Raw genomic sequence first — 17516 nt, 5'->3', positions numbered from 1 at the left:
GCTAGCGTCACCGGTATGCGCACCACTCCCGCACTCGCCGACGCCCTCGCGGACGCCCTCGCGGACGCCCTCGCGGACGGCAGGGTCCTCGTACTCGACGGCGGTATGTCCAACCAGCTCGCGGCGGCCGGGCACGACCTGAGCGACGAGCTGTGGTCGGCCCGGCTGCTCGCCGAGGATCCCGAGGCGGTGACGGCGGCCCACCTCGCGTACTTCGAGGCGGGCGCGGACGTGGCGATCACGGCGAGCTACCAGGCCACCTTCGAGGGGTTCGCGCGCCGTGGGATCGACCGGGAGGAGGCGGGCCGCCTGCTGGCCCTGAGCGTGGAGTGCGCGCGTACGGCGGCCCGGCGGGCCCGGGTGTCCCGCCCCCTGTGGGTGGCGGCCTCGGTCGGCCCGTACGGCGCGATGCTCGCGGACGGCTCGGAGTACCGGGGACGCTACGGGCTGGGCGTGGCGGAGCTGGAGCGCTTCCACCGCCCGCGCATGGAGGTCCTGGCGGCCGCCGGGCCCGACGTACTCGCCCTGGAGACGATCCCCGACGCGGACGAGGCGGAGGCCCTGCTCCGTGCCCTGCGCGGTCTGGGCGTCCCGGCCTGGCTCTCGTACTCGGTGTCCGGCGACCGCACCCGCGCCGGCCAGCCCCTGGAGGAGGCCCTCGCGCTCGCGGCACGGGCGGACGAGGTGATCGCGGTCGGCGTGAACTGCTGCACCCCGGAGGACGCGGACCACGCCGTCGCCCTCGCCGCCCGCGTCACCGGCAAGCCGGTCGTGGTCTACCCCAACAGCGGGGAGACGTGGGACGCCGGGGCGCGGGCGTGGACGGGGCGGTCGACGTTCAGTGCCGGGCAGGTGAAGGGCTGGCGTGAGTCGGGGGCACGGCTGATCGGGGGGTGCTGCCGGGTGGGACCGGAGACGATCGCGTCGGTGGCGGCGGTGCTGCGGGCGCCGTAGCGAACTCGCACCACACGACCTTCCCGGGGTCCCGCTCCCCCACCCCCCACCTGTCCGCCAGCCCGGCCACGAGCAGCAGCCCCCGCCCGCCCTCGTCGGGCGCTTCCCGCGGTACGTGCGGCACACCGCCCCCACTGTCGTGCACCTCGACGCGGAGGCTGTCGGCATACGGCAGAAGCCGCAGCAGGAACCCGCGCCCCGGCGGCACCCCGTGCAGCAGGGCATTGGTCGCCAACTCGCTGACGCAGAGCAGCACATCGTCCGTACGCCCGCGCACATCCCAGTCCTCCAGCACCCGGCGCGCGAACGCCCGCGCACCGGGCACGGAGCGACGCTCACGACCGAAGAAGCGCTCACGCGGAGAGGGGGCCGGGGTCGGGGTCGGGGGTGAAGTTTCCTGATTCACGGGACGAGAGTGACGCTCCGTGGCCACCATGGAACAGTCCGCGCACCCGTACGGCCCGCCTGTACGCACGCGCGACAGCGAACGTACGGGCACGGCTGAGGAGTTCGACCTCATGAGCACCACGACACGGAGGAACGCCTCGGCGATGAAGATGGTGGGCGCCCTGCTCGCCCTCTACCGCCAGGCCGCCGGCCACACCCAGCGCTCGCTGGGCGAACAGTTCGTCATCGGCGAGCAGCAGATCGCGTCGATCGAACAGGGCAGACGCCCACTGAAGCCGGACCTCGCCGAGCAACTCGACGAACTCCTCTGCACCAAGGGCGCGTTGTCGGTCGCGCTCAGCCGGATGCCGGAGGTGGATCTGATTCCGTTGTGGGCGGAGGAGTACCTGGATCGGGAGCGCGAGGCGATCGCGATCTCGTGGTACGAGGCTTCAGCAGTGCCTGGCCTGCTACAGACCGAAGAATACGCACGGGCGGTCTTCCAGAGCCGCGTTCCGGTGTACGACGAGGACCACATCGAGCAGATGGTGACAGCGCGCATGGAGCGTCAGGAGATCCTGCACCGCAAGATGCCGCCGACCACGAGTTTCATCATCTGGGAAGCCGCGTTGCGTGACCAGTTGGGCGGCAAGGCGGTGCGCGCCGAGCAGCTGCGAAAGCTGCTGGACTGGTCTGGCGTACCGGGAGTCGCACTCCAGGTTCTGCCACTCGGCCGCACCTCGCACGCAGGTCTCGACGGTCCGTTCATCCTGTTGGAAACCCCCGAGCATCAGCGGCTCGCGTACATGGAGACGCAACGTGGCAGCCAGCTGATCGCCGATCCGGGGGAGGTCGGGATCCTGACCCAGAAGTATGCGATGCTGCGGACGCAGGCCCTGAACACCGAGGACTCAAGGGCCATCTTGGATCTTCTCCTGGGAGAGCAATGACTGGCACCGCACTTCAGTGGTTCAAGTCCAGCTACAGCGGCAGCGAAGGCGGCGCCTGCCTCGAAGTCGCCCTTACCTGGCGCAAGTCGACCTACAGCGGCGACGAGGGCGGCAACTGCGTGGAGGTATCCCCCCACCCCACCGCCATCCACATCCGCGACTCCAAGACCCCGAACGCCCCCTACCTCACCGTGGCTCCGACGACCTGGACCGCCTTCCTTGCCGTATGTCCGATGGTGGAGGTCTGACGGAAACACCGCCATGGCCCGCCTTGTCGAGCTGACGTACTACCCGATCAAAGGCTGTGCCGGGACATCGGTGAGTGAGGCGCTGCTGACGCCCGCCGGGCTGGCGCACGACCGCACTTTCCTGGTCATCGGCGAGGACGGTGCGGGGCGGACCCAGCGCAGGGATCCCAGGCTGACCCTTGTCCGGCCGACGGTCAGCCCCGACGGCGGGCAACTCACGCTCCACGCACCGGGGTTCCAAACGCTGGACCTTCTCGTGGACACCGCCGCCGCCCGCCGGGAGGTGGAGCTTTTCGGGGCGGTCCACCGGGGCATCGACCAGGGCGACACGGCCGCCCGCTGGTTCACGGAGGTGCTCGGCGTGCCGAGCCGGCTCGTGCGTGTGCCGCCGGAGCACGACCGGGTGACCGACGGCAGGATTCCGGGCACCTCCGCCTACGCCGACAGCTGCGCCCTGCACGTCGTCTCACGCGCCACGCTGGACCTCCTCAACGCGAAGCTCACCGAACGCGGCGTCCCGCCCCTGCCGATGAACCGCTTCCGCCCCAACATCGTGGTCGACGGCTGGGACGAACCGCACACCGAGGACCGCGCCCACCGCATCCGCATCGGCGACACCGAGCTGGGCTACGCCAAGCTCGCCGTCCGCTGCGCCGTCACCCTGGTCGACCAGGGCACGGGAGCGAAGGCGGGCCCGGAACCGCTGCGCACCCTCGCCGGCTACCGCCGCGCGAGGGCGGGCGGTGTCGCCTACGGGACCAAGTACGCCGTGCTCCGCACCGGCACGCTGTCCGTCGGCGACGCCGTGACTGTGACGGCGTGGGGCGCGTCCGAACTGTAGGCCGGGCGGAGCGGCGGGGCGGGCTGCTACCTCGTGCCCATGTCCAGCGTCCAGTAGTGGCCCCAGGGGCCGCCCGTCTGGTGGCCGAAGCCGGCCTCCCGGGTGCCGGAGCGGAGGATCGCGTTGCGGTGTCCCCAGCCGAAGCGCTCGTCGTCCTGCATCCAGAAGCGCAGCGCCTGTTCCGCCGTGGTGAAGCCCACGGCCACGTTCTCCGCCCGCCAACTGCGGTAGCCGGCCCGGTCCATGGGCTCCCCGGCCTCCCAGACCAGTTTGCCGCTGGGGCCGCGGTGCATGTTGTCGCCGCTGACGGCCCAGTCCTTCGGATGGTTGGCCAGGAAGGCGTTGTGGGCGTTCGCCGCGTCCGTCAGCTGCGGTGACTGGGCGAAGCCGGCCGGGCAGGCGGTCATGATCGCGCCGCCGGCGTTCCCGTGCGGCGGGTACTTCTCCGGATGCTGTCGCGCGTCGTTGATCAAGTCGAAGCTCATGCCGGGCTCCTCGGTCGTTCGGTTCGAGGACCCGCCCCGGTGCGACCGCCCTGCCGACCGGACGAGTCTGCCCTTTCTCCGAATTCTCCCTGATGGGGCGGTGTTTGGCATCTTGTGGCGCGGGGGCCGGATCGCACGTTTGCGACATAGGCTGAACCCGCGTACGCGAGGGAGAGGAGACCGAGGTGGCCGAGACGACTGCCCTGCCCGAGGTGATGGCCGAGCTGGCCGGGCTCGACGATCCCAGGATCCGCGCGGTGAACGAGAAGCACGGCGACGACCACGGGGTGAACCTCGGCAAGCTGCGCGCGCTCGCCAAGCGGCTGAAGACGCAGCAGGAACTCGCGCGGGGGCTCTGGGCGACGGGCGACAGCGCGGCGCGACTGCTGGCGCTGCTGGTCTGCCGACCGAAGGCGTTCGGGCATGACGAGCTGGACGTGATGCTGCGCGAGGCGCGCACGCCCAAGGTGCACGACTGGCTGGTCAACTACGTGGTGAAGAAGAGCCCGCACGCCGAGGAGCTGCGCGTCGCCTGGTCCGCCGACCCGGATCCGGTGGTCGCGAGCGCCGGCTGGGCGCTGACCACCGAGCGGGTGGCGAAGAAGCCCGCGGGGCTGGACCTCGACGGACTGCTCGACGTCATCGAGGCGGAGATGAAGGACGCCCCCGACCGGCTTCAGTGGGCGATGAACCACTGCCTGGCCCAGATCGGCATCGAGCACGACGGGCACCGTGCCCGTGCGCTCGCCGTCGGTGAGCGGCTTGAGGTGCTCAAGGACTACCCGACGCCGCCGGGCTGCACCTCCCCGTACGCCCCCGTCTGGATCAACGAGATGGTGAGCCGGCGGGACGGCGCCTAGGGTCACCCCAGGCCCTGGCGTTCAGTGGCGGCGGAGGGCGCCGCTGCGGCGCAGGCGGCGTATGACCGAGCGGAGTTCCGGGGCCGTGGCGGGGGCGGGTTCCCCGGCGGCGGGCGCGGCCCAGAGGGCGAGTTCGCGGTCCCGGGGGCCGTATGCCGTACGGGGTGCGCCGTCGCCGTAGATCCGGACCGGGTGCCGGGAGTTCCAGCGCTCCCAGCCGGGTGAGCCGTCGGTGACGAAGCGGACCCAGGCCCCGTGCATCGCGTCGGCGAGGTCCTGCGGGGCGCCCTCGCCGGCGAGTTTGCGGGCGTCCGGCTCGTTGCCGCTGTCGAAGACGAAGCCCAGTTCGAGGGCGTGGCAGGCGCCCATGCCGGGGCGCCGGGAGGGCCAGGCGAACTCGTAGACGTACGAGGGGTCGCCGCGGCCGTCGGCGAGGCGGTGCAGCGGGACGCGGAGCAGGTGGTCGGTGACCAGCTGGCCGACGAGCGTGGAGGTGCCGGCGTCCGGGTGCAGGGCGCGGTAGCCGCGCGGGACCTCGCTGCCGCAGCGGCAGCGGGCCATCGCGCCGGCGAGGGCGACCGCGCCCAGGCGGTCGACGCGTTCCACCAGGCCGCCGGGGACTAGCCAGAGGCGGTACTCGTCGCGGGTCCAGCCGGTGAGGAGCTCGACGCCGGGGGCCGCGCCGTCGGTGAGCGCCTCCAGCGGGTCGCGCGGGACCAGGTCGCCGTCGACGACGATGCCGAAGGCGGGGCCGCCGAGCACCGGGCTGCTGAGGCGGCTCACGTCGGCCTGGGCGCGGAGCAGCTGTTCTCGGTCGACGGCGGCGAAGGCCTCGGCGGTGGCGGGGACCTTCAGGCGGTTCGCCATGCGGCGGACCATCCGGCGGACCTTGTCGCGGTCCGTGGTCTCGGGCGGGCCGCTCTGCAGGACGGCCCGGCGGACCAGGCCGCGCGCCTGCGGGGCGGCGATGAGCGCGCCGGTGCTGATCGCACCGGCGGACTGGCCGCCGAGGGTGACGCGGCCGGGGTCGCCGCCGAAGGCCTCGACCGCTTCGTGGACCCAGCGCAGGGCGGCGAGCTGGTCGCGCAGGCCGGGGTTGGCGGGGGCGTCCGGGAAGAGGCCGTAACCCTCCACTCCGAGGCGGTAGTTGACCGACACGAACACCACGCCGTCGCGGGCGAAGGTGTGGCCGTCGTAGACGGGGACCGCAGAGGAGCCCCTGGTGAGGGCGCCGCCGTGGAGCCAGACGAGGACCGGGAGGCGGGCGCCGGGGGCGGGGTCGGGGGTCCAGACGTTGAGGTTGAGGCAGTCGTCGCCGGGGACGGCAGGGTCGGAGAGGTACTGGGCGAAGGCCTCCGAGTACGGGGGCTTCGGCGCCGTCGGTCCGAAGGCGGCGGCCTCGCGGACGCCGTCCCAGGGGTCGGGCGGGGCCGGGGGGCGGAAGCGGCGGGGGCCGAACGGGGGCGCCGCGTAGGGGATGCCCCGGAAGACGGCCACCTGCCGGTCCCAGCGTCCGCGCACGGCTCCGTACGGAGTTCTGATCACGGGGTTCTCTCGGTCTGCCGTCATGTGCCCACCAGCCCTTCACCGCGCCGCGTCACGCACCGGCCGAACTCACCGGTAACACAAGAGCACCACGGGACCCCCCGGTATTCCTGGTCCCTCGTGAGAGTTCTTCCCGCCCCGGGGCGCCGGATCTACAGTAGGAAGCGCTTTCTATCCGGAGAGGTGGGTACCCGATGGTCCGTGCGGGGAGTGCCAACGTGACGGCAGGGCCGACGCTGGCGGTGGTGGCCCGCGAGGCGGGGGTGTCGGTGCCGACCGCGTCCAAGGTGGTCAACGGCCGCGAGGACGTCGCGCCCGAGACCCGCCGCCGCGTCACCGAGGCACTGGACCGGCTCGGCTACATCCGGCGGCCCCGGTTCGACGGCGGAAGGGCGCCACGTCTGGTGGACCTCGTGGTGCACTCGCTGGAGACCTCCGGCGCGGGCGCGGTGCTGCACGGCGCGGAGGAGGCCGCGGACGACGCAGGGCTGGAGCTCGTCGTCTCGGCGGCACTGACGCGCGGCCGCGCGGAGCGGCCGGAGCGGGCGTGGCTGGACAAGCTGGTGCTGCGGGGGTCCTCGGGGGCGCTGTTCCACCTGGCCGAGCTGAGCGAGCCGCAGTACGCGTGGCTGAAGCAGCACCGCATCCCGTTCGTGATGATCGACCCCGTGCGGGAACCGCCGGCGGGCGTCGTCTCGGTCGGCGCGGCGAACTGGCGGGGCGGGGTGACGGCGACCGAGCACCTGCTGTCCCTGGGCCACCGGCGCGTCGCCGTCCTCGCCGGCCCGCGGCACACCCTGTGCGCCGACGCCCGGATCGCCGGCTACCGCTCGGCGCTGGCCGCGGCGGGCGTGCCGCACCGCCCCGAGTACGTGCGGCACGCGGGCTCCGGGGAGGGCGCGGCCGGCCGCCGCATGCGCGAGCTCCTCGATCTGCCCGAGCCGCCCACGGCCGTCTTCGTCTGCTCCGACCGGATGGCGCTCGGCGTGTACGAGGTGCTGGCCGAGCGGGGGCTGCGGGTACCGGACGACATGAGCGTCGTCGGCTTCGACGACCTGCCGGAGGCCCGCTGGCTCGCCCCGGCCCTGACGACGGTCCGCCAGCCGCTCTCCGAGATGGCGGCGACGGCCCTGCGGCTGCTGCTGCGCATGATGGACGGCCACCGCCCGGAGGGCACCCGCACGGAGCTGTCGACCCGGCTGGTGGAACGGGCCAGCACCGCGCCGCCGGGGGACCCGGCGCGCGGGACGGAGGCCGTCGCCCGGCCCGGGCCGTGACGGGCGGGTTCGTCAACGGGCGGCGGCGGCCCAGGTGATGCCGCCGCGCAGATGGGCGCGGAAGCCGGGGTCGGCGTAGGCCTCGGCGGAGTGGCCGAGGGCGGTGTAGAAGACCCGGCCCGCGCCCTGGTCGCGGCACCAGGCGAGCGGATGGTCGGCGCCCATGCCGCCGCCCCCGTACGACGACTCGTCGGCGGAGAGCAGGACCCGTACCGAGTCACGCGGGTTGGTGCGGAAGTCGTACCACTCGTCGGTGAACTCCCAGACGGCGGGCAGGTGCCGGGTCGCCGGATGGTCCCGGTCCTCGGTCAGGACGCGGCCCGGCTGGAGGGCGGGGTGCCGGTCGAAGCGGGCGCCGAGAAGTTCGCCGTAGTACGGCCAGTCGTACTCCGTGCAGGCGGCGGCGTGCACGCCCACGAACCCGCCGCCCGCCCCGGTGTACGCCGCGAGCCGCTCCCGGCCCGCCGGGGTGAGCACCTCGCCGCTGGTGGAGAGGAAGACCACGGCGGCGTACCGGTCGAGCGGCTCCTCGAAGGCGGCCGGGTCCTCGGTGGCGTCGACGGCGAAGTCACCGAGGGAGCGCAGGGCGGTGACGGCGGCGGGCAGGGAGTCGTGGCGGTAGTCGGCGGTGCGGGTGTACACGAGGAGGGCGGGGGCGGGCATGGGCGGGAGCCTATGCGCAGGGCGCCGGAAAGCCGTTGCCGGGCCGCGGTCGCGGCCGGGGCCGGACCGGCCGGCTCCTCGAACTCGTCCGGTCCGAACTCGCGTGTCCGATTCCTTCAAGACCGTCGTAGGGCCGCGGCCCTACGGTGGGCCGCATGAGCGCACGATTCGATGCCATCGGGCTGGTCGTCTCCGACATGGCCGCCTCCGTCGCCTTCTACCGGAGGCTCGGGCTGGTCTTCCCGGAGGGGGCCGAGGAACAGGGACACGTGGAGGCTGGGTTGCCGGGCGGACTGCGGCTGATGCTGGACACGGAGGAGGTGGTCCGGTCCTTCCACCCGCACTGGGAACCGCCGTCGGGCGGGGGCAGGACCTCACTGGCACTGCGGTGCGAGAGTCCCGCCGAGGTCGACAAGCTCTTCGCCGAGATGACCGCCGCCGGGAGCCGTTTCGAGCTCGAGCCGTGGGACGCGGTGTGGGGACAGCGCTACGCCGTCCTCCTCGACCCGGACGGCAACGGGGTCGACCTCTTCGCACCGACGACCGGCTGACAGCGCGCCGACGCGTTCCGCCGTACGCTGCGGCGGAGTTCAGCCGTGCGCGGTGAGGAGTTCGGTCAGGGGCAGGCCTGTCAGGTCCCGCATCTCGCGGGCCAGATGGGCCTGGTCGGCGTAGCCGGTCCGGGCGGCCGTCTCCGCGAAGGGGACCCTCCGGCGGGCCAGGGCCAGGGCGAGGGCGCGGCGCATCCGGAGGATGCGGGCCAGGGTCTTGGGTCCGTAGCCGAACGCGGCCAGTGAGCGGCGGTGCAACTGGCGGGCGCCCAGACCGAGTTCGTCGGCGGTCGCGGCGACCGGGCGGCCGGCGTCCAGGGCGGCCACGACACGGCCGAGCAGGGGGTCGGGCGGGGTGGTCCCCGCGGTCAGGCGCAGGGCCAGGTCCTCCAGGCCGCGCGCCGGGTCGTCCGCCGCGTTCACCCGGGCGGTCAGGCGGCGCACCTCGGCCGCGGGCCACAGGTCGGACAGGTCGGCACGGCGGTCGCGCAGTGCGTGGGCGGGCACGCCCAGCAGGGCGGGCGCGACGCCGGGCCGGAAGCGGACGCCCGCCCAGGCGCCCGGCCCGCCCCCGAGGTGCGCGTGGGTGTCGGGGCCCGCGACCAGCAGGCGTCCCTCGTTCCAGAGCAGGTCCATGCAGCCGTCGGGCAGCACCCGGGCCTGCCCGCCGCCGGACGGGGTGTGGGTCCACACGACGGCGCCCGGCAGCCGCGACGCCCGTTCGCCGTACATGCCGCCGAGGCTACGCCGTCCGCCAGTCCTGCGGGCTGACCCCGTAGACCCGTTTGAAGGCCGTGGACAGCGCGAAGGCGCTGCCGTAGCCGACCTGGCGGGCGATCGCGCCGATGGTGTCGTCGGTGTCGCGGAGACGGTCCGCGGCGAGGGCGAGGCGCCAGCCGGTGAGGTACGTCATCGGGGGTTCGCCGACGAGAGCGGTGAAGCGGCGGGCGAGCGCGGCACGGGAGACGCCCGTCTTCGCGGCGAGGGCGGCGACCGTCCAGGGGTGGGCCGGGTCGTCCTGGAGGAGGCGCACGGCCGGGCCGGCCACGGGGTCGGACAGGGCCAGGTACCAGGCGGGCGGCTCCGCCTCCGGGCGGTCGAACCAGGCGCGCAGCGCGGCGATGACCAGCAGGTCGAGCAGCCGGTCCAGGACGACCTCCTGACCGGGCGCGTCACGCACCACCTCCTCCATCAGGAACGGGGTGAGCGGGCAGTCCCACACGTCGGCGGTGAGGGAGAGCAGCGGCGGCAGCGCGTCCAGCAGCCTGCCGCCGATCTCGCCCCGCATCCGGTAGGTGCCGATCAGCATCACCGTCGCGCTGTCCGGCCGGTCGCCCCAGGTGCGGACGCCGAGGTCCATGACGCCGTTGAGCGGCCGGCCGTCGGGGTAGTGGCACTCGCCGCCGGGCAGGATCACGGCCCCCGGGGCCGTGTCCGGGCCGTCGGCGCAGAGGTACGGGCCGGGGCCGCGCGCGACGGCGAGGTCGCCGGGGCGCAGGCGCAGCGGCTCTCCCCCGTCGGGGGCGATCCAGGCCTCGCCGCGCACCAGGAGCATCACCGTCAGCGGGGCGCGGTCCTCCACGCGGACCGCCCAGGGCGGGTCGAAGCACGCGCGGATCATGAACGCGCCGCGGGCGCGGGGGCCCTCCAGCAGGCCGGTGAGTGCGTCCATGGGTGCAGCGTAGACGCGTGCGTATGGGAGCGAGCCGCTCGGCGATGGTTCCCCGCGGCGCCCGCCGGTTGACTCGACGGCATGACAACGGACACGGAGAACGCGAAGAACGCGACGAACACGGAGAGCACGGAGAGCGGGAACGGCGTGACCCTGGTCGTCACGGGCGCGACGGGGCGTACCGGCAGCCGGGTGGCGCGGGCCGCCGGGGCGGCGGGGATGACGGTGCGGGCGGCGTCGCGGGCGACCGGCTTCGACTGGGCGGACCGCTCGACGTGGGCGGACACCCTGCGGGGCGCCGACGCCGCCTATCTCGCCCACCCCGCCGACGTCGGCGCCCCCGGCGCCGCCGAGGCGGTGGGCGAGCTGGCCGGGACGGCGGCCGGTCTCGGCGTACGGCGGCTGGTGCTGCTGTCCGCGCGGGGCGAGGACCAGGCGCTGCCCACCGAGGAGGCGCTGCGCGCGTCGGGCGCGGACTGGACGGTCGTCCGGGCCGCCTGGTTCGCGCAGAACTTCGCCGAGGGGCCGCTGGCTGCGGAGCTGCGGGCCGGGGAGCTGGTGTTCCCGGCGGGTGAGGTGGCCGAGCCGTTCGTGGACGTGCGGGACGTCGCCGACGTGGTGGTGGCCGCGCTGACGGGCGGGGAGCGGTACGCGCGGCGGACCCTCTCCGTGACCGGGCCCCGGCTGCTGACCTGGGGCGGGGCGGTGGCGGAGATCGCGGCGGCGACGGGGCGCCCGCTGGCGTACCGGGCGGTCCCGGCGCGCGACTACGGGGAGGCGCTGCTCGGCTTCGGGGTGCCGCCGGACGAGGCCGGCTTCCTCACCGGGCTGTTCGAGACGCTGCTCGACGGGCGGAACGCGCACCTGGAGGACGGGGTGCGGCGGGTGCTGGCGCGGGAGCCGAGGGACTTCGCGGACTTCGCCCGGGAGGCCGCCGAGGCCGGGACCTGGGAGGAGTGAGCCGTCCCGCCCACACCGTCCGGCTCACTCCTCGCCGCGCTCGTCCTCGTGCTCGTCCTCCGGCGTCTGCGCCTTCCCGTTCCTCGGGTGGGTGGACCGCACGTGCGTGCGCAGCCGGGCGGTGACGTCCTCCGGGGGCAGGAAGCGGGACCAGCGCTCGGGGAACTCGGCGGGCATGTCGGGGTCGGCCTCGCCGGCCGCGGAGGTGCGGGCCACGTACTCGGCGACCTGCGCCTGCCGCAGCCGGTCGTTGGCCTCGCGGGCGGCGGCCGTCGCGGCGGCCGGCCAGACCCTGTCGATGGCCGCGTTGACGGCGGCGCCGACCAGCACGGCGAACGCGGACACACCGATCCACAGCAGTACGGCGACGGGGGCGGCGAGGGAGCCGTAGATGGTGGGTCCCTCGACGGTGTTGGTGAGGTAGATCCGCAGCAGGAAGCTGCCCAGCACCCACATGGCGAGGGCGACCAGCGCGCCGGGCACGTCCTCGATCCACGGGGAGCGCACGGGCACGGAGACGTGGTAGAGGGTGGTGAGGAAGGCGACCGACAGCACGAGTACGACCGGCCAGTACAGGATCTGCACGACCGTCGTCGACCAGGGCACGATCTCCACGACCGCGTCCGGTCCCGCCACCATCAGGGGCAGCGCGATCGAGCCGATCAGCAGGGCCACGATGAAGAGCAGGAAGGCCAGCAGCCGGGTCTTCACGATCCCCCGGACGCCGTCGAGGCCGTACATGACGGTGATCGTCTCGATGAAGACGTTCACCGCGCGGGAGCCCGACCACACAGCGATCAGGAAGCCGAGGGAGATCACGTCGGGCCGGCCGCCCTTGGTCACGTCTCTCAGGATCGGCTCCGCGATCTGGCTCACGCCCCGGTCGGAGAGCACGGTGCGGGAGGCGTCGAGGAGGTTGCGCTGCAGGCTCTGGATGGTGTCGGCGCCGGTCCAGTCGTCGACGTAGCCGAGGAGGCCGATCATGCTGAGCAGCAGCGGGGGCACCGACAGCAGCGTGAAGAACGCGGCCTCGGCCGCCAGTCCCAGGATGCGGTACTCCATGCACGAGTTGACGGTGTCCTTGAGCAGCAGCCAGGCGGTCCTGCGTTTGGAGACGTTCCGGTACAGGGCCCTGGCCCGGTGGAGGCGGCCGGAGGGCGTGTCGGGGGATTCACTTGCTGGCTGCACGCCCTAAAGGTATCCGTCGTGCCTGGTCGCACTCACCCAGAGGCCGAATCGCCGGGTGCGGGCGGCCCGCCGCGGGGTACGTTCGGGGCATGGCAGGCAGCACGCACACCGTGACCAACCAGGCTCCCCCACTGGCGCGGTACGACGTCTTCGGCGCCGACCGGGCGCTCGTGGAGGCGGTCCGGCGGCATCTGGGCCCCGAGCTGCTGGAGGAGGGCCTCGCCGAGCTGTCGGGGCTGGGGCGGGCCGCCGGTTCCGCGCAGCTGCAGGAGTGGGGGGCGCTGGCCAACGAGAACCCGCCGCGGCTGCGCACCCACGACCGGTACGGTCACCGGATCGACGAGGTCGAGTTCCACCCCTCCTGGCACCGGCTGCTCGGCAAGGGAGTCTCGACGGGGCTGACGGCGGCCTGGGGGCGGCCGGGCGGGCATGTGCGGCGGGCGGCGGCGTTCCTGGTGTGGACGCAGGTCGAGGCCGGCAACGGCTGCCCGCTGTCGATGACCCACGCGGCGGTGCCCGCGCTGCGCGCGGACCCCGGCCTGGCGGCGGAGTGGGAGCCCCGGCTGACCTCGCGGATCTACGACCCCGCGCTGCGGCCCGCCGGTCAGAAGCCCGGCGTCCTGTTCGGGATGGGCATGACGGAGAAGCAGGGCGGCAGCGACGTCCGGGCGAACACGACGTCGGCGCGGCCGCTGGCCGAGGACGGCGCGTACGAGCTGACCGGGCACAAGTGGTTCTGCTCGGCGCCGATGTCCGACGCCTTCCTGGTGCTGGCGCGGGCGCCCGGGGGCCTGACGTGTTTCCTGGTGCCGCGGGTGCTGGAGGACGGCACGCGCAACGTGTTCCTGATCCAGCGGCTCAAGGACAAGCTGGGCAACCGGTCCAACGCGTCCGCCGAGGTCGAGTTCGACGGGACGTGGGCGCGCCGGGTCGGGGAGGAGGGACGCGGGGTGCGCACCATCATCGGGATGGTGGCGGCGACCCGGCTGGACTGCGTGCTGGGCTCGGCGGGTCTGATGCGGCAGGCCGTGGCGCAGGCGGTGCACCACTGCTCCCACCGGGAGGCGTTCGGCGGGAAGCTCGTCGACAAGCCGCTGATGCGCAATGTGCTGGCCGATCTGGCGCTGGAGTCGGAGGCGGCCACCACGCTGGCGCTGCGGCTGGCGGCGGCGTACGACGACGGCGGCGAGCGGGAGCGGGCGCTGCTGCGGATCGCGGTGCCGGCGGCGAAGTACTGGGTGACCAAGCGGTGTCCGCCGGTCGCGGTGGAGGCGGCGGAGTGCCTGGGCGGCAACGGGTACGTGGAGGAGTCGGGGATGCCCCGGCTGGTGCGGGAGTCGCCGCTGAACTCGGTGTGGGAGGGCGCGGGCAACGTCCAGGCGCTGGACGTGCTGCGGGCGCTGCGCCGGGAGCCGGCGGCGCTGGACGCGTATCTGCGGGAGGTCGGGCAGGCGCGCGGGGCCGATCACCGGCTGGACGGGGCGATCAAGGATCTGCTGACCGAGCTGGCGGACCTGGAGGGCGTGGAAGGACGGGCGCGGCGGCTGGTGGAGCGGCTGGCGCTGGTGCTCCAGGGGTCGCTGCTGGTGCGGTACGCGCCGCCGGAGGTGGCGGACGCGTTCTGTGCGGCGCGGCTGGGCGGGGACGGGGGCGCGGCGTTCGGGACGCTGCCCCACACGCTGGACCTGGCGTCCGTGGTGGAGCGGGCCCGGCCGGTGTCCTGAGCGGCGGCGGGCGCGACGCGGGGGTGGTGCTGCGCCGACACGGCACCACCCCCGCCGCACAGGCCCCTTTACGAGCCCTGGACGCCGCTCGGGACGGCGTCGCTCAATCTTCAATCAGGCGGGGTCTCTTCACCAGGGTTGCAGGGGGTTGCAACTTGCTGTCCTCGTTTCCGTACTGAGCGTCCGCTCCGGGGGCAGGCGGCAATATGGACCGACAGCACTTCTTCCGGGAGGGGACCGGTGGCGCTCTCGCCGATGGACGTGACGCACCTGGCCGCCGTCGACACGGCGCGGGCGGCGCGGGTGCTGGACGAGGTGCGCTCCGCCGCGCTGTCCGGGCAGCGCGCGCCGGTGGCACCACGCCCGGTGATCGGGCAGTCCTGGGAGCGGATGCTGCGCAGCGGCGTGGACCCGGACCGCGGTCTGCGCAGCGGGCTGCTGTCCTGCGAGGAGGTGCAGCGGCGGCGCGAGTCGTCGACGCTGCGGCATGTGCTGCCGGTGCTGCGGGAGGGGCTGCTGTCGGTCGCGGACGTCGCCCACCACATCATGGTGGTGGCCGACGAGGAGGGCCGGGTGCTGTGGCGGGAGGGCAGCCCGCCGGTGCTGCGCAAGGCCGACGGACTGGGCTTCGAGATCGGCGCGGACTGGCGTGAGGACGTCGTCGGCACCAACGGGGTGGGCACGCCGGCGGTGACGCGGCGCCCCGTGCAGGTGTTCGCCTCCGAGCACTTCGTGCGGTCGCACGCCGCCTGGACGTGCGCGGGGGCGCCGATCACCGATCCCCGCGACGGGCGGCTGATCGGCGTGGTGGACGTGAGCGGGCCGCTGGAGACGATGCATCCGGCCACGCTGGCGTGGGTCGACTCGGTGGCGAAGCTCGCGGAGGCGCGGCTGCGGGAGAGACATCTGCGGTCGCTGGAGCGGCTGCGCGCGGTGGCGGCGCCGGTGCTGGCCCGGATCGACGGGCGGGCGCTGGCCGTGGACCGGCAGGGCTGGACGGCGGCGGTGACGGGGATGCCGTACCTGGAGCGGCTGACGCTGCCCAAGTCGGTGTCGGCGGGCATGCGGTGGCTGCCGGCGCTGGGGCGGTGCTCGCTGGAGCCGCTGGCCGGGGGCTGGCTGGTGCGGGCGGCGGACGAGCCGGTGACACGTGCCGCGACGCGGATCGTGCTGGACCTGCGGGAGCCGCGCCGCCGGTCGGTGGAGGTGTCCGGGGGCGCGGGCTCCTGGACCCGGGAACTGAGCCCGCGGCACGCCGAGTTGCTGTACCTGCTGGCCGTGCACCGGGCGGGGCGGGGCGCGGCGGACCTGGCCCGGGACGTCTTCGGCGACCCGGCGCGCACGGTGACGGTCCGCGCGGAGATGTCCCGCGTCCGCCGCTATCTGGGCCCCCTCCTGGACCACCGCCCCTACCGCTTCGCGGAGTCCGCCTCGGTGGAACTCCTCCTCCCGGACGGCCCCGACGCCCCCTTCCCCCACGCGACGCCCCCTGACCCCGCCGACCTGCCGCCCGTACCGCCGGGCGTTCACGCGGCGGCGGACCGGTGACCCCCCGCCACCGCCGCGCGGGCGGCTGGAAACATGCGTGGGTCGTCGCCTCAACGCGGCTTGTGCGGGCGGGAGTACGGGTGCACGGACCGGTCCGTCGCCACCCGCGGGTGCGCGCGGCGGCGGTGGGCCGGGGCTCGTGCGTCAAGGGGGCGGGGGCTCGTACTGGTGTGTGCGGGGAGGCTTGTTCCGCGTATTTGCAGGGTCTTCGTATCCCCGGACGGGCGGCTGCCGTAGCATCCCGGTACGGGCCACCCCATCTGCTCCACGGTCAACCCTCGGATCAGCGGACGCAGTTGGCTCGCCTCGGGAGGACGTAATGAAGCATCGCGGCAGACACCGCCGGCGCAGACGGGGCAGGGCGCTGCGGGCGGCGCTGGCCGGAACCGCCCTCGCGCTCACCGCGGCCGCCACCATGATCAGCGCCTCCCAGGCCACCGACGCCGACGACCCCGGGGCGCTGAAGCCGCTCACCAAGTCCGCCGAGACCACACCGCTGCGGCTGACCGAGCACGACGTCCCGCGCGCCGCGCTCGACCGGCTCTCCGCCGGGATGGGCCGGCCCGTGGGGGTCGGCACCGTCCTCGCCGACCCCGACGGCTCGCTGCGCGACGCCGAGGACTGCACGGACGACGACCGGCACGCCCTGCCCGTCGAACCCGCCGCGACCCACGCCTACTGCTGGCCGGGGGCCGACACCGACGGCTGGCAGTCCGGCGCCGTCACCACCTCCGGGGACGCGGACGACGACGGCCACTGGGGCGAGGACCGGGTGATCCTCTCCGGGTGGAGCCGCAGCACCGGCGCCCCGGCCGAGGACGGTCTCGCCCGCGTCGCCTTCGTGGACGCCGGCGACCCGGCCGGCCTCCGCTACACCTGGGCCCTGCTGACCGTCCCGGTGGACGGCGGGCGCGACTACCGCGGGCTGGGCTCCGCCGTGTCCGGCATGGTCTGGTACCAGGACAAACTGCTGGTCACCGCCGGCCCGGCGGACGACAGCGCGCTGTACGTGTACGACATGGACCGGGTCCAGCGGGCCACCGTGGACGGCCCGTCGGTCGGCCGGGTGCCCGGCGGCTGGTCGGCGGCCGGGGCGCGGTACGTGCTGCCGGCCGTCGCCTCCTACCGGACGAACGGGGCCGATGCCCCCCGGCCGGGCGGCATCGCCCTGGACCGCAGCACCGCGCCCGACAGCCTGGTCGCGCACGAGGCGAGGCCGGTGGACGACGACGGCCCGACCCGGCTGTGGCGGTACGACTTCAGCACCGAGCCGGAGCGTGCGGGACTGCTCGACACCGACCCGGTCGCGGTGTACGAGACCGAGCTGACCGAGGTGCGCAGTGTGCTGTCGTACCGCTCGGGCTGGTACCTGGGCCGGATGACCGGGGCGCCGGACGAACGCGGCACGCTGTGGCGGCAGGACACGGAAGGGGCGCGCCCCACCCGGTGCGGGGCCGACGAGACGCACCGCTGCTGGAGCGGCCGGGCGGAGTCCCTGTCGTACTGGGAGGAGACCGGGGACGTGTGGTCCCAGTCCGGGCGGATGCTGTTCGCGCTGCCGCTGGACTCGGTCGACCGTGCGCTGGACTAGCCGGCCGGCACCGCCCCGTCCGCACCCTGATCAGGTGTTCGACAGAAGCGTGTGCCGGATGGTTCCCTTTCG

18 protein-coding genes are annotated in these 17516 nt (G+C 74.2%); 11 read left to right on the top strand and 7 right to left on the bottom strand.

The genetic code is table 11. The features are described 5' to 3' along the window. Positions 1-15 precede the first annotated feature (15 nt). Entirely contained in the window at positions 16-954 is a 939-nt protein-coding gene (gene mmuM, locus CNQ36_RS26300) for a homocysteine S-methyltransferase (protein ID WP_121547791.1), read from the top strand. On the opposite strand, the gene CNQ36_RS26295 is transcribed toward mmuM, so the two are convergent. Then, positions 839-1390: an ATP-binding protein gene (locus tag CNQ36_RS26295; RefSeq protein WP_323135682.1), complete on the bottom strand. Its 552-nt coding sequence runs from the start codon at positions 1388-1390 to the stop codon at positions 839-841. The two genes, mmuM and CNQ36_RS26295, sit on opposite strands and share 116 nt — an antisense overlap. Here CNQ36_RS26295 and CNQ36_RS26290 point away from each other — a divergent pair. Genes CNQ36_RS26290 through CNQ36_RS26280 form a run of 3 tightly spaced genes read left to right on the top strand, consistent with a single transcriptional unit; the run spans position 1389 to position 3380 of the window. After that, positions 1389-2291: a helix-turn-helix domain-containing protein gene (locus CNQ36_RS26290; RefSeq protein ID WP_206278581.1), complete on the top strand. Its 903-nt coding sequence runs from the start codon at positions 1389-1391 to the stop codon at positions 2289-2291. The genes CNQ36_RS26295 and CNQ36_RS26290 overlap by 2 nt on opposite strands. Continuing rightward, on the top strand, positions 2288-2539 hold the full coding sequence (locus tag CNQ36_RS26285) for a DUF397 domain-containing protein (RefSeq protein ID WP_121547789.1): 252 nt from the start codon (positions 2288-2290) through the stop codon (positions 2537-2539). The genes CNQ36_RS26290 and CNQ36_RS26285 overlap by 4 nt, the downstream gene beginning before the upstream one ends. Before the next feature lie 13 nt (positions 2540-2552). Next, positions 2553-3380 (top strand): MOSC domain-containing protein, encoded by an 828-nt coding sequence (locus CNQ36_RS26280; RefSeq protein ID WP_121547788.1) that lies wholly within the window; start codon positions 2553-2555, stop codon positions 3378-3380. A gap of 26 nt (positions 3381-3406) precedes the next feature. On the opposite strand, the gene CNQ36_RS26275 is transcribed toward CNQ36_RS26280, so the two are convergent. Continuing rightward, the gene (locus tag CNQ36_RS26275) at positions 3407-3865 is read right to left on the bottom strand and encodes a CAP domain-containing protein (protein ID WP_160160312.1); all 459 of its coding nucleotides are present in this window, start codon (positions 3863-3865) and stop codon (positions 3407-3409) included. 215 nt (positions 3866-4080) lie between these two features. Here CNQ36_RS26275 and CNQ36_RS26270 point away from each other — a divergent pair, with 215 nt between their 5' ends. Beyond that, on the top strand, positions 4081-4725 hold the full coding sequence (locus CNQ36_RS26270; RefSeq protein WP_390338815.1) for a DNA alkylation repair protein: 645 nt from the start codon (positions 4081-4083) through the stop codon (positions 4723-4725). A gap of 21 nt (positions 4726-4746) precedes the next feature. Here the strand turns inward: CNQ36_RS26270 and CNQ36_RS26265 are convergent, their stop codons facing one another. Continuing rightward, positions 4747-6294: a carboxylesterase/lipase family protein gene (locus CNQ36_RS26265; protein ID WP_121547785.1), complete on the bottom strand. Its 1548-nt coding sequence runs from the start codon at positions 6292-6294 to the stop codon at positions 4747-4749. Positions 6295-6464: 170 nt separating this feature from the next. Between CNQ36_RS26265 and CNQ36_RS26260 the strand changes: the two genes are divergently transcribed. Further along, positions 6465-7547: a LacI family DNA-binding transcriptional regulator gene (locus CNQ36_RS26260; RefSeq protein ID WP_121547784.1), complete on the top strand. Its 1083-nt coding sequence runs from the start codon at positions 6465-6467 to the stop codon at positions 7545-7547. Between the two features lie 12 nt (positions 7548-7559). Here the strand turns inward: CNQ36_RS26260 and CNQ36_RS26255 are convergent, their stop codons facing one another. Beyond that, complete coding sequence (locus CNQ36_RS26255) at positions 7560-8210, bottom strand: ThuA domain-containing protein (protein ID WP_121547783.1); 651 nt, start codon at positions 8208-8210, stop codon at positions 7560-7562. Between the two features lie 155 nt (positions 8211-8365). On the opposite strand from CNQ36_RS26255, the gene CNQ36_RS26250 reads away from it, so the two are divergent. Continuing rightward, positions 8366-8761: a VOC family protein gene (locus CNQ36_RS26250; protein ID WP_121547782.1), complete on the top strand. Its 396-nt coding sequence runs from the start codon at positions 8366-8368 to the stop codon at positions 8759-8761. A 39-nt stretch (positions 8762-8800) separates the two neighbouring features. Here the strand turns inward: CNQ36_RS26250 and CNQ36_RS26245 are convergent, their stop codons facing one another. Next, positions 8801-9493, bottom strand: a complete 693-nt coding sequence (locus CNQ36_RS26245) for a helix-turn-helix domain-containing protein (RefSeq protein WP_121547781.1) — start codon at positions 9491-9493, stop codon at positions 8801-8803. A gap of 10 nt (positions 9494-9503) precedes the next feature. Continuing rightward, a complete protein-coding gene (locus CNQ36_RS26240; RefSeq protein WP_121547780.1) occupies positions 9504-10433 on the bottom strand; it encodes an AraC family transcriptional regulator in 930 nt (309 codons plus the stop codon). 81 nt (positions 10434-10514) lie between these two features. Here CNQ36_RS26240 and CNQ36_RS26235 point away from each other — a divergent pair, with 81 nt between their 5' ends. Then, positions 10515-11393 carry a Rossmann-fold NAD(P)-binding domain-containing protein gene (locus tag CNQ36_RS26235; RefSeq protein WP_121547779.1) on the top strand — a complete coding sequence of 293 codons (879 nt, stop codon included), beginning with the start codon at positions 10515-10517 and terminating at the stop codon, positions 11391-11393. A 24-nt stretch (positions 11394-11417) separates the two neighbouring features. On the opposite strand, the gene CNQ36_RS26230 is transcribed toward CNQ36_RS26235, so the two are convergent. Continuing rightward, positions 11418-12581, bottom strand: a complete 1164-nt coding sequence (locus tag CNQ36_RS26230) for a YihY/virulence factor BrkB family protein (protein WP_121547778.1) — start codon at positions 12579-12581, stop codon at positions 11418-11420. Positions 12582-12670: 89 nt separating this feature from the next. Between CNQ36_RS26230 and CNQ36_RS26225 the strand changes: the two genes are divergently transcribed. From CNQ36_RS26225 to CNQ36_RS26215, 3 genes are all read left to right on the top strand, one after another. Next, positions 12671-14305, top strand: a complete 1635-nt coding sequence (locus CNQ36_RS26225; RefSeq protein ID WP_121547777.1) for an acyl-CoA dehydrogenase family protein — start codon at positions 12671-12673, stop codon at positions 14303-14305. A 255-nt stretch (positions 14306-14560) separates the two neighbouring features. After that, on the top strand, positions 14561-15853 hold the full coding sequence (locus CNQ36_RS26220) for a GAF domain-containing protein (RefSeq protein ID WP_121548602.1): 1293 nt from the start codon (positions 14561-14563) through the stop codon (positions 15851-15853). A gap of 319 nt (positions 15854-16172) precedes the next feature. Continuing rightward, positions 16173-17444 (top strand): hypothetical protein, encoded by a 1272-nt coding sequence (locus CNQ36_RS26215; RefSeq protein WP_121547776.1) that lies wholly within the window; start codon positions 16173-16175, stop codon positions 17442-17444. Positions 17445-17516 lie beyond the last annotated feature (72 nt).

Source organism: Streptomyces fungicidicus (assembly GCF_003665435.1).
GTDB lineage: Bacteria > Actinomycetota > Actinomycetes > Streptomycetales > Streptomycetaceae > Streptomyces > Streptomyces fungicidicus.
The sequence above is the reverse complement of the archived record's forward strand: the minus strand, read 5'-3'. Positions and strand labels throughout refer to the sequence as shown.